9 protein-coding genes are annotated in these 12,142 nt (G+C 70.0%); all 9 read left to right on the top strand.

Annotated features, from left to right (window positions below; genetic code table 11):
• Nucleotides 1-134 precede the first annotated feature (134 nt).
• The 9 genes from ftsA to ACE3TL_RS07790 all read left to right on the top strand — a co-directional run bounded on the left by ftsA (nt 135) and on the right by ACE3TL_RS07790 (nt 12,123).
• Nucleotides 135-1,346, top strand: a complete 1,212-nt coding sequence (gene ftsA / locus ACE3TL_RS07830) for a cell division protein FtsA (protein ID WP_374578176.1) — start codon at nt 135-137, stop codon at nt 1,344-1,346.
• 459 nt (nt 1,347-1,805) lie between these two features.
• Nucleotides 1,806-3,410 (top strand): cell division protein FtsZ, encoded by a 1,605-nt coding sequence (gene ftsZ, locus ACE3TL_RS07825; RefSeq protein WP_374578156.1) that lies wholly within the window; start codon nt 1,806-1,808, stop codon nt 3,408-3,410.
• Nucleotides 3,411-3,581: 171 nt separating this feature from the next.
• Nucleotides 3,582-4,520 (top strand): UDP-3-O-acyl-N-acetylglucosamine deacetylase, encoded by a 939-nt coding sequence (gene lpxC, locus ACE3TL_RS07820; protein ID WP_374578155.1) that lies wholly within the window; start codon nt 3,582-3,584, stop codon nt 4,518-4,520.
• 451 nt (nt 4,521-4,971) lie between these two features.
• Entirely contained in the window at nt 4,972-5,988 is a 1,017-nt protein-coding gene (locus ACE3TL_RS07815; protein WP_374578154.1) for an outer membrane protein assembly factor BamD, read from the top strand.
• A 60-nt stretch (nt 5,989-6,048) separates the two neighbouring features.
• Nucleotides 6,049-7,740: a DNA repair protein RecN gene (gene recN / locus ACE3TL_RS07810; protein WP_374578153.1), complete on the top strand. Its 1,692-nt coding sequence runs from the start codon at nt 6,049-6,051 to the stop codon at nt 7,738-7,740.
• Between the two features lie 352 nt (nt 7,741-8,092).
• The gene (gene ligA, locus ACE3TL_RS07805; protein WP_374578152.1) at nt 8,093-10,435 is read left to right on the top strand and encodes an NAD-dependent DNA ligase LigA; all 2,343 of its coding nucleotides are present in this window, start codon (nt 8,093-8,095) and stop codon (nt 10,433-10,435) included.
• 6 nt (nt 10,436-10,441) lie between these two features.
• Nucleotides 10,442-10,984: a YdcF family protein gene (locus ACE3TL_RS07800; protein WP_374578175.1), complete on the top strand. Its 543-nt coding sequence runs from the start codon at nt 10,442-10,444 to the stop codon at nt 10,982-10,984.
• Nucleotides 10,963-11,373 (top strand): EVE domain-containing protein, encoded by a 411-nt coding sequence (locus ACE3TL_RS07795; RefSeq protein WP_374578151.1) that lies wholly within the window; start codon nt 10,963-10,965, stop codon nt 11,371-11,373. Before ACE3TL_RS07800 ends, ACE3TL_RS07795 begins: the two co-directional genes overlap by 22 nt.
• 342 nt (nt 11,374-11,715) lie before the next feature.
• Nucleotides 11,716-12,123, top strand: coding sequence for a hypothetical protein (locus ACE3TL_RS07790; protein WP_374578150.1), 408 nt, complete (start codon nt 11,716-11,718; stop codon nt 12,121-12,123).
• The last annotated feature ends 19 nt before the right edge of the window (nt 12,124-12,142 follow it).

Genomic DNA, 12,142 nt, shown 5'->3' with positions numbered 1-12,142 from the left:
AGAAGAGGACCAAGGACTTGTCGACCCGGGTTGAGGAACGCAAGGAAAGCCGCGAAGGCCTGAAGGCCGCGCTGAGCCGCCAGCCGGTGGTGGCCGCCGTGGACCTGGGCGCGTCCAAGGTCACCTGCTTCATCATGAAGCCCGACGGCGTGCGCCGGGGCGACCGCACCCTGACCGCGGCCGGCGTCGGCTACGTCCAGTCGCGCGGCGTGCGCGGCGGGGCGATCATCAATCTGGACGAGGCGTCCGACGCCATCGCCCAGGCCGTGGAGCGGGCGGAGAACGTCGCCGGCGTCCAGGTCCAGGGCGTCACCGTCGCCACCGCCGGCGGCCAGCTCGCCAGCCACCGCGTCTCGGGCCGCGTCTCGCTCGGCGCCCGCCCGATCACCGACGGCGACCTGGTCCGCGCCATCCACCAGGCCCTGTCGCAGATCAAGATTCCCGGCCGCCGCGCCGCCCATATCCTGCCCGTCGCCTGGAGCGTCGACGCCCAGGGCGCCATCCGCGATCCGCGCGCCATGTTCGGCCGCGCCCTCGGCGTCGAGCTGCTGGTGGTGACGGTCAGCGAGGCCGTCTACCAGACCCTCGGCGCCTGCGTCGAACGCGCCCACCTCCAGTTCGAAGGCGTGGTCGCCGCGCCCTTCGTCTCGGCGCTCGCCGCCCTGGAGGAGGACGAGATGGACCTCGGCGCGGTGTGCATCGACATGGGCGGCGGCTCGACCTCGGCCGCGGTGTTCTCCGGCGGCAGCCTGATCCATGTCGAAACCCTGCCGGTCGGCGGCGGCCACGTCACCGCCGACATCGCCCGCGGCCTTTCGACCTCGGTCGCCGGCGCCGAGCGCATCAAGACCCTGCACGGCTCGGCCATCGCCTCGGCCAACGAGGATCGCGAGATGATCGAGGCCCCGCCGCGGGGCGACGATCCCGGCGCCGGCCCGGTCATCGCCCCGCGCTCGCTGCTGAAGGGCATCATCGCCCCGCGCGTCGAGGAGACGCTAGAACTGCTGCGCGACCGGCTCAAGGCCTCGGGAGCACCGGTCGAGCCGGGCGCGGGCCTCGTCCTCACCGGCGGCGCCAGCCAGCTCGCCGGGGTGCGCGAAGTCGCCGTGCGCGTCTTCGACCGCCCGGTGCGCCTGGGCCGTCCGCGCCGCGTGCCGCACCTGGCCGACGCCGCTTCCGGCCCGGCCTTCTGCGCCGCCGCCGGGGTGCTGCAACGCGCCGCCTTCGGCCCGCGCGAGGCGGTCTCGGCCAAGGCCCTGGCCAGCGCCAAGCTGCGCCGCGAGCCGCTCGATCCGCGCGCCAACCCGGTCGCCAAGGCCGCCGCCTGGCTGCGCGAGAACCTCTGAGCCGGGGCGCGTCTCAAGCGGATGTCTTCCCGGTTTCGGCGCAGCCGAAGACCGGGACCCATGGACACCTGATATTGCAGGTCAAGGCTCGGTCCAGCCCGCCGCCATCAGGTGTTCATGGATCCTGTCTTGCTACGCAAACCGGGACGACACCGATCGCATGGAGCCGTCCCGCCCCTGAGTCCGGCGCGCAAAACCGTGTTCGTTGAGCCGCTTAGGCCAAGGCGCCGCCATCCCCGGTCAAGACGCCGCAGCCGCCCTCGGGTGGTTAACGGCCAAGCCTTGCACAGTAAGAAATTTTGTTGGGGACGGCGTCTTCACGCGCCTCCGACTCGCCTTATGCAGTTAACCGCCAATTAACGATGGTGGGCGCTTCCTTAACGCCAGCCGTCGCGGGAGCGGGGCGGGCGGGTCGCCTCGTGTTCCCTTGACCACGGTACGGAGGACACAGGGGTCCCAATGGCTATCGCACTTTCAGCGCCGCGCGCGACCGAACTCAAGCCGCGGATCGTCGTGTTCGGCGTCGGCGGCGCCGGGGGCAATGCGGTCAACAACATGATCGAGGCCGGGCTCGAAGGCGTCGAGTTCGTCGTCGCGAACACCGACGCCCAGCAGCTCGCCTTCGCCAAGACCGACCGCCGCATCCAGCTCGGCGTCCAGGTGACCCAGGGCCTGGGGGCCGGGGCGCATCCCGAGGTCGGCATGAGCGCGGCCGAGGAGTCGATCCCCGAGATCGGCGAGCACCTCGACGGCGCCCACATGATCTTCATCACCGCCGGCATGGGCGGCGGCACCGGCACCGGGGCCGCCCCCATCATCGCCAAGTGCGCGCGTGAACGCGGCATCCTGACGGTCGGCGTGGTGACCAAGCCCTTCCATTTCGAGGGCCGCCACCGCATGCGCCTGGCCGACGCCGGCATCGGCGAGCTGCAGCGCTATGTCGACACCCTGATCGTCATTCCGAACCAGAACCTGTTCCGCGTCGCCAACGAGCGGACCACCTTCGCCGAAGCCTTCGGCATGGCCGATCAGGTCCTGCACTCGGGCGTGCGCTCGATCACCGACCTGATGGTGCTGCCGGGCCTCATCAATCTCGACTTCGCCGACGTCCGCACCGTCATGACCGAGATGGGCAAGGCGATGATGGGCACCGGCGAGGCGACCGGCGAAGACCGCGCCCTGATGGCCGCGCAGAACGCCATCGCCAACCCGCTGCTGGACGAAGTCTCGCTGAAGGGCGCCAAGGCGGTGCTGGTCAACGTCACCGGCGGCCTGGACATGACCCTGCTGGAAGTCGACGAGGCGGCCAACGCCATCTCCGAACAGGTCGATGCGGAAGCCAACATCATCTTCGGCGCGGCCTTCGACCCGTCGCTGGACGGCATGATCCGCGTGTCGGTGGTCGCCACCGGCATGGACGGCGCCTCGATCGCCGCCATCGAGCCGAAGGTCGAGCGCAAGCCGCTGTCCGCCCCGCCGCTGCGCGCCGAGACGGCCCGTCCGGCCCCGGTGACCGAGCCGGTGATCCGTCCGGCCGCCGCCGCCTACGAGCGTCCGGCCCCCGCGCCGGTCCCGACCTATGCCGAGCAGCGCCCCGTCGCCCCGCCGGCGCCGCGCTATCCGGAACCGGCCGCCTATGTCCCGCCGACCCCGGCGCCGGCCGTGGCCGCCGCGGCTCCGCCGCCCGAGCCGAAGGTGGTGTTCGAGGAGGAGCAGGCCGACCTCTACGCCGAGCCCGCGCCCGCCCCGGCGAGCGTGACCGCCGCCGCGCCCGAGCCGCAGATCGCCCGCCCCATCACCCGGATCGTCGACCCGGCGGTCGAGGAGATGGAGGAGGAGCCGCTGTTCGCCCAGCCGGCCTACGAGGAGCGCCGCCCGCGCGGCGGTTTCCTCAGCCTGTTCGGCAGCCGTCCGCGCTACGACCAGCAGCCCGCGCCCCAGCCGACCCGCCAGGCGATCAGCCGCACGGGCGCCGCGCCGGTCGAGCAGCCGGTCGAGGAGGCCCAGGTCGACAATCAGGACGATCTGGAAATCCCGTCCTTCCTGCGCCGCCTGGCGAACTAGGCGTCCAAAGCCCATATTCAGCGGACGGCCGGGCCTTGCCCGGCCGTTTTGCTTTTCGCGCGGGAGCCCTTGAATCCTAAGGGATTCTTAACCGTCCCAAATCGAAACATTGCGAAACAGGAAGTGTTTTGCTGCGGCGCGGCATAGCCCTTACCTGACAGTTGGGGCGTTATGCGGCCATCCGGTCGCGGGCCCGAACGAGGAAGGCGGCGAGTTTTGCGCGCACAAGAGTTTCAGCACACCCTGCAAGGCCCGGCCATCTTCGCCGGCGTCGGCGTCCATACCGGCGCCTACACCCGCGTCGCCGTTCGCCCCGCCCTGGCCAACACCGGGATCGTCTTCGTGCGGACCGATGTGGCTGACCGCGACAACCGTGTGCCCGCCACCGGCGAGGCCGTGACCAAGACCCAGCTCGGCACCGTCATCGAGAACGCCGCCGGCGTCTCGGTCTCGACCATCGAACACCTGATGGCCGCCCTGGTCATGCTGGGGATCGACAACGCCGTGGTCGAGCTCGACGGCCCGGAAATGCCGATCATGGACGGCTCTTCCCTGCCGTTCGTCCAGATCCTCGACCGCGCCGGCCGCCGCCAGCAGGACGCCCTGCGCGGCTATATCGAGATCCTCGAGCCGATCGAATTCGTCGAGGGCGACAAGCGCGCGGCCCTGCTGCCGGCCGACCAGTTCGAGGTCGCCTTCGAGATCCGCTTCCCGTCCGCCGCCATCGGCCGCCAGACCGTCGACCTGGTCATGGACGAGCAGGCGTTCCGCGACGAACTGGCGAACTGCCGCACCTTCGGCTTCCTGCACGAGGTCGAGTACCTCCGCTCCATCGGCCTGGCCCGCGGCGGCTCGATGGAGAACGCCGTCGTCATCGAGGGCGACCGCATCCTCAATCCGGAAGGCCTGCGCCGCCCGGACGAATTCGTGCGCCACAAGGCGCTCGACGCCATCGGCGACCTCTATGTGCTGGGCGCTCCGATCCTCGGCCGCTTCGAAGGCGTCCTGGCCGGCCACAGCCTGAACAACCAGCTCGTCCGCGCCCTCCTGGCCACCCCGCACGCCTGGCGCTACCGCACCCTCGCGCCGGAACTCGCCCAGGCGGTCTAAAGGCTTGAGCGGCAAGCACGTATGCTCCCCCTCTGGGGGAGCTCCCGGCCGCATGGCCGGGTGAGGGGGACTTTGACTCACCAGCGCTAAGTCACCGAAATCCCTTGGAGTTCAAAGCGCCGTCGCGCAGTCCGCTCAGGAGACGCTCGGCGTCAAAAGTCCCCCTCAGTCGGCATTCGCCGACAGCTCCCCCAGAAGGGGAGCATCTGGAAGGGTTGAGGCTCGATGTGTGATAGCCCTGGCCTGTCAGAGTTCCCGACAGCCTTCCAGGCTGGCGCGGTTTTCACCGCGCCCTACGCCATGGCGGAGATTTGGACTTGAGTTGAGAGCGAAGGCGGAGCGCAAGATCGATCATCATGCTCCGCCGCATTTGCGCCCTGCATTCCATGCTGTAGAAGCGGGGACTCGCGGCGCGGGGGCGCGCGTCGATCCTTTTGAGGTGAAGGTGTCCTTGCTTCGCAATTCCCGGACTCGCACGGCTCTCGTCGTCGGCTGCGCCGCGCTGGCCCTGACCGCATGCGCGGGCAAGCAGAAAAAGCCCCGCCTGGCCTATGAAGAGCGCCCCGTGGAGCTGCTCTACGCCACCGGCGCCGACCGCCTCGACCGCGGCCTCTGGAACCAGGCCGTGCAGTATTTCGGCGAGGTGGAGCGCCAGCATCCCTATTCGGAATGGTCGCGCCGCGCGATCCTGATGACCGCCTACGCCCACTACCAGGGCAACGACTACGCCGAGGCCATCGGCGACGCCGACCGCTTCATCTCGCTCTATCCGGGCAACCCCGCCGCCGCCTACGCCCACTATCTGAAGGCCATCTGCTATTTCGAGCAGATCGTCGACGTGGGCCGCGACCAGGCCGCTACCGGCCAGGCGCTGGCCAACCTGACCGAGATCGTCCAGCGCTATCCGCGCACCGAATACGCCGCCGACGCCCGGCTGAAGATCGACATGGTCAACGACCAGCTCGCCGGCAAGGAAATGACCATCGGCCGCTACTATCTGCGCCAGGGCGACACCCTGGCCGCCATCGGCCGCTTCAAGACCGTCATCGAGCGCTACCAGACCACCAGCCACACGCCCGAGGCGCTCTACCGCCTGGTCGAGGCCTATCTGACCCTGGGCCTGGCGGAGGAAGCCAAGCGCAACGGCGCCGTGCTCGGCTACAACTATCCCGGCGACGCCTGGTATCGCGACGCCTACAAGCTGCTGACCGACAAGGGCCTGCGCCCGGCGGTGGAGCCCCAGCGCTCCGAGCGCCGCAGCCTCGTCTCGCACCTGCCGTTCGTGAAGGACAAGGACGCGACCATCAAGCCGCCGGCGGCCGACGAGGCTCCGACGGCCGAGGCGCAGACCCCGGCCCAGGCCGCCGCCGCGCCCGCCGCCGCTGAACCGGAGGCCGCGCCCCAGCCCGCCCCGAAGAAGAAGCGCGGCCTGCTGTCGCGCATTCCGGGCCTCGGCGGCGACAAATAGGAACCTAAGGCGAACTTAAGCGTCTTCCGAACCGGCTGATTCCAGGCGATCTTCCCGGCCATGCTGATCGGACTTTGGATCCGCGACGTCGTGCTCATCGAGGCCCTGGACCTGTCCATCGGCCCGGGCCTGACCGCGCTCACCGGCGAGACCGGGGCAGGCAAGTCGATCATCCTCGACAGCCTGGGCCTGGCGGTCGGCGCGCGGGCGGACGCCGGCCTCGTGCGCCGCGGCGCGGCCCAGGCGGCGGTCTCGGCGGTCTTCGCCCTGGCGCCCGGCCATCCCGCCTGGGACGTGCTGGAGGAGAAGGGCCTTTCCTACGCCCGCGACGAGGACCTGGTCCTGCGCCGCACCCTCACCGCCGATGGCCGCAGCCGCGCCTTCGTCAACGACCAGGCGACCAGCGCCACGGTGCTGCGCGAGATCGGCGAGTTGCTGCTCGAGGTCCACGGCCAGCACGAAACCGTCGGCCTGCTGGACGCGCGCACCCATCGCCCCTTGCTCGACGCCTACGGCGCCTTGCGCGGCCAGGCCCAGGCGGTCGCCGCGGCCTGGGCCGACTGGCGCGCCGCCCGCGCCCGCGCGGGTGAGCTGGCCGACATCGTCGCCCGCGCCGCCGCCGAGTCCGAGGAGCTGGCCCTGCGCCTTTCCGAACTCGACCGCCTCGATCCCCAGGCGGGCGAGGAGCCGGCCCTGGCCGAGCAGCGCGCCATCCTCGGCGCCTCCGAAAAGGCCCTGGCCGACATCGCCGAGGCCGCCCAGGCGTTCGACGGCCTCTCCAGCCGCCTGGCTCAGGCGGTCCGTGCCGTCGAGCACGCCCGCAGCCGCGCGCTCGCCGCCGGGGCAGGGGAGGAGAGCCCCGCCGTCGCCCGCCTGGCCGCCGCCAGCGCCGCCATCGACCGGGTGTTCAGCGAGGCCCAGGAAGCCGAGGCCGCCGTCGACGCCGCCGCCGGCGCCTTCGATTTCCGCCCCGACCAGCTCGAAAGGACCGAGGAGCGCCTGTTCGAACTGCGCGGCATGGCCCGCAAGCTCCAGGTCAGCGTCGAGGAGCTGCCGCTCCTGCGCGTGCGCTTCGCCGAGCGCCTGCGCGCCATGGAAAGCTCCGAAGACGAGCTGAAGGCCGCCGAGGCCGCCGTCGCCGCCGCCCGCGCCGCCTATCTTTCCGCGGCCGGCGAGCTGACCGAAGGCCGCCGCGCCGCCGGCGAGCGGCTGGCCGCCGCCGTGATGGCCGAGCTTGGCCCGTTGAAACTCGACAAGGCCCGTTTCCGAGTCGCCGTCGAGCCGCTGGCCGAGGACCGCGCCGGCCCGGCCGGCCTCGACCGCGTCGCCTTCGAGGTCGCCACCAATCCCGGCGCGCCGTTCGGCGACCTGGGCGCCATCGCCTCGGGCGGCGAGCTCGCCCGCTTCGCCCTGGCGCTGAAGGCCTCGCTCGCCGGCCGCGCCGAGGGGCCGCAGCCGCTGATGATCTTCGACGAGGTCGACCAGGGCGTCGGCGGGGCGGTGGCCGACGCGGTCGGCCTGCGCCTCAAGCGCCTGGCCGCCGACGCCCAGGTGCTGGTCGTCACCCACTCGCCCCAGGTCGCCGCCCGCGGCGAGGCCCACTGGCGCATCTCCAAGAGCGGCGAGGTCGCCCGCACCGTGGTCGAAACCCTCTCGCCCGCCGACCGCGAGGAAGAGATCGCCCGCATGCTCGCCGGCGCCCACATCACCGACGCCGCCCGCGCCGCCGCCAGGGCCCTGATGGATGCGTGAAGCGGCGGAAGACAAAGATGCTCCCCCTTTGGGGGAGCTGTCGGCCGTATGGCCGACTGAGGGGGCGAACCTTTCCCACGACGGCGCGTCAGCGACGTCAGTATTTCAACACCAAGACCACCAAGAGCACAAAGACCACCAAGGGTTTGTTCCAACCGCGCCCTTCGCCGACCTTCCTGATCTTTGTGGTCTTCGTGCCCTTAGTGGTCTTGGTGTCAAAACATCTGACTCACGGCTTTCACCGCGCTCGCCAGTCAAAATAGCCGCTTCGCGGCGCCCGCCCCGCCGCCAGGGGCGCCTGGGCTCCGTTCTTGCTATGCCGATAACCTCCCCCAGAGAGGGGAGGGCCTAGATGACCGACACCCCCGCCGCCGCCCTCACCGAATCCGAAGCCGTCCAGGAACTCACCTTCCTGGCCGACGAACTCGCGCGCCACGACATCGCCTATCACCGCGAGGATTCGCCGGTCATTTCCGATGCGCAGTACGACGCCCTCAAGCGCCGCAACGCCGAGTTGGAAGCAGCCTTTCCGCACCTGGTCCGCGACAATTCCCCCTCCTTGCGGGTCGGCGCGGCGCGCTCCGAACAGTTCGCGCCGGTGGAGCATGGCGTGCCCATGCTCAGCCTCGACAACGCCTTCTCCAACGGCGACGCCCTGGAGTTCGACGCCCGCATCCGCCGCTTCCTGCGGCTCTCCGGCGACGAGCCGCTCGCCTATACCGCCGAGCCGAAGATCGACGGCCTCTCGGCCTCGCTGCGCTATGAAAACGGCGTCTTCGTCCAGGGCGCGACCCGTGGCGACGGCCGGGTGGGCGAGGACGTCACCGAGAACCTGCGCACCATCGCCGATATCCCGAAACGCCTCGCTGGCTCGGGTTGGCCCGAGGTCGTCGAGATCCGCGGCGAGGTCTATCTGGGGCACGAGGAATTTTCCGCCCTCAACGCCGCCAACGCCGCGGCGGGCCTGAAGACCTACGCCAATCCGCGCAATTCGGCCGCCGGCTCCCTGCGCCAGATCGACCCGAAGATCACCGCGACCCGGCCGCTGAAGTTCTTCGCCTACGCCTGGGGCCTGCTCAGCGCCCCCTTCGCCCAGACCCAGTGGGAGGCCCTGGCCAGGCTGAAGGACTGGGGCTTCAAGACCACGCCCGAAAGCCGCCGCGTGATCTCCGGCCAGGGCCTGCTGGACGCCTACGACGCCATGGAGGCGGTGCGCCCGCACCTCGGCTACGATATCGACGGCGTGGTCTACAAGGTCGACCGCCTCGACTGGCAGCAGCGCCTGGGCTTCATCACCCGCACCCCGCGCTGGGCCATCGCCCGCAAGTTCCCCGCCGAGCAGGCCCGCACCATCCTGGAGGCCATCGACATCCAGGTCGGCCGCACCGGGGCGATCACCCCGGTCGCGCGCCTGCATCCGGTCACGGTCGGCGGGGTGGTCGTGGTCAACGCCACCTTGCACAACGCCGACGAGATCGCCCGCAAGGACGTCCGCATCGGCGACACCGTGATCCTGCAACGGGCCGGCGACGTGATCCCGCAGATCCTCGGCCACGTGCCCGAGGAGCGGCCGGCGGACGCGGTTCCCTACCAGTTCCCGACCGTCTGTCCCTGCGATCTGAAGACGCCGATCGTCAAGGAGACCACCGCCTCGGGCGCCGAGACCGTGGTGCGCCGCTGCTCGGGCGAGTTCGCCTGTCCGTTCCAGCGGATCGAGCACCTGCGCCACTTCGTCTCCCGCCGCGCCTACGACATCGAGGGCCTGGGCGAGAAGCAACTCATCTTCTTCTTCGAAAAGGGCTGGGTGTCCGAACCGGCCGACATCTTCCGCCTGGCCCGCGACGAGGAAAAGCTGGCCGAACTGCGCGCCACCGACGGTTATGGCGAAACCTCGATCGCCAACCTGGTCGCCGCCATCGACACCAAGCGGCGCATCCCCCTCGACCGCTTCATCTTCGGCCTGGGCGTGCGCCATGTGGGCGAGACCACCTCCCTGGCCCTGGCCCGCCATTTCGAGACGGTGGAGCGCTTCATCGCCGTCGCCAACGCCGCCGCGGCCCAGCGGGCAGGGGAGAGCTATCTCGCCCTGGTGGAGCTCGAGGGCCTGGGCCCCACCGCCGTGCGCGCCATCCTCGACTTCGGCGGCCATGATCTCGGCCTGGTCCCGGACGACCTGTCGCTGGACAAGCGCCTGCAACTGGCGATCCCCAAGCTCAACTCCCGCGCCCGCGCCGCCCTTGTCGAGCGGTTCGGCGACTGGGACGCGATCGCCGCCGTCGCTCGCGAGGCCGCCGCCCAGGCGCCGGGCGAGGAGTTCCGCGAGCTCTCGGGCGTCGATGCGGTCGGCCCGGTCGCCGCGCGCATGATCGCCGAGTTCTTCGCCGAGCCGCACAACCACGCCAAGGTCGACGCCCTGCTGGCCCAGCTCGACGAGGTCATCCCCGCCGAGCGGCCAAAGACCGACACCGCCGTCGCCGGCAAGACCATCGTCTTCACCGGCGCCCTGGAAAGGATGACCCGCGACGAGGCCAAGGCCCAGGCCGAGGCGTTGGGCGCCAAGGTCTCCGGCTCGGTCTCCAGGAAGACCGACCTCGTGGTCGCAGGCCCCGGCGCTGGCTCCAAGCTCAAGACCGCCGCCGAGCTCGGCGTCCAGGTCATGACCGAGGACGAGTGGCTGGCCCTGGTCGGCGGCTGAGCCGCGCTGCTTGGCGACCTATCTGCTCATCTTCGGCGCGGCGGTCCGGCCCGACGGCCGCCCCAGCGGCGTCCTGCGCCGCCGATCGAGGGCGCGCTCGCCGCGGCGCAGGGGATGGACGATCCATGGTTCCTCGCCACCGGCGGCCTGGGCCGCGAAGGCCATGTCGAGGGGGAGGTGATGGCCGACCATCTGCGGGCCGGCGGCGCGCCCGCCGGCCGCATCCTGGTCGAGGGCCAGGCCCGCGACACCCTGCAGTCGGTTCGCCTGTGCCACGCCATCCTTTCGGCTCGCGGCGACGCCGAGGAAGTGGTGGTCTGCACCAGCCGTTTCCACCAGCTCCGCTGCGCCATGCTGCTCTCCCTGCTCGGTCACCGCATCCGTCGTCCGCCCATGCCGCTCGACCGCCCGCACCTCGGGCGCGGCCGCTGGGCGGCCTATGTCGGCAAGGAGTTCTTTTCCACGCCCTATGACGGCATGCTCATCCTGGGCGACCTCGCCGCCCGCCGGATCGAAAGGAACCCCCGATGGCGTCCAAGTGGCTCGTGAAGTCCGAACCCGACACCTACGCCTATGCCGACCTGGAACGTGACGGCCGCACGGTCTGGGACGGGGTGCGCAACCACGCTGCCGCCGGCCATCTGAAGGCCATGAAGACCGGCGATCAGGTGTTCTTCTACCACTCCCAGCAGGGCAAGGACGTGGTGGCGATCGCCCAGGTCGCCAAGGAGGCCTTTCCCGACGCCTCCGACCCGACCGGCAAGTTCGTCGCCGTCGAACTGACCCCTGTCCGCAGACTCAAGAGCCCCGTCGCCCTGGCCGACATGAAGGCCAATCCCGCCCTCGCCGACATGGCCATGCTCCGGCAGGGCCGCCTCTCGGTCTCCCCCGTCACCGACGCCCAATGGGCCGCGATCCTCAAGATGGCCGGCGAGTAGGAAGCCGTAGAAAGCACAATTGCTCCCCCGCTGGGGGAGGTTGATCGCCGATTGAGGTGTCATCCCGGTTTGCGAAGCAAGACCGGGACCCATGAACACATGCGTTTAGGATCGGTCTCGGCGGCGCCAGACCCTGAAAGCTCAGGCGTTCATGGATCCCGGACAAGCGCTGCGCGCTTTCCGGGACGACATGCGATGTGGGCTACGCCGCTTATCCGAGCCATATGCGATAGCCTTCCCCCAGCAAGGGGGGCATTAAGATTTTCATCGCCCTCATGGCCCCCTTTCCGGCCGTTTTGCGCATCCCCCTTTGATAGCCACAGCTCGTAATGGGGGTTCACCATGAGCGCACGATCCAAGATTACGGCCGGCCGCCTGGCCGGCGCCGCCTTCGTCCTGGCCATGGCGGCGGGTGCGCCGTCCGCCCAGGCCGCCATCAACACGCTCGACTTTTCGGGAAATATCTGCGGGTCGACGGGGGATGCGGCGTGCAGCGGTTACGCGGCGATTGGCCAGTCCTATGGCGACACCGCTCAGGTCGACGTCTCGTACCGCGCGGTCAATGCGACCTCCGGTGCGCTCCATTCAAGCTACCTGCAATATTGGGACGACAATTATGGGGACCTGCACGGAGTCGTTTGGGGCGGCGACGGGTCGACGTTCTCGGAAATCGCGTTCAAGCCGACTGCGGGCTACGAAGTGTCGTTGTTTGACGTAGATTTTTGGACCAACCAGAAACCTCACAAATAACTTCCCATCAAAATACAGT

It is taken from the genome of Phenylobacterium sp., assembly GCF_041920015.1.
Classification (GTDB): Bacteria; Pseudomonadota; Alphaproteobacteria; order Caulobacterales; family Caulobacteraceae; genus Phenylobacterium.
The sequence above is the reverse complement of the archived record's forward strand: the minus strand, read 5'-3'. Positions and strand labels throughout refer to the sequence as shown.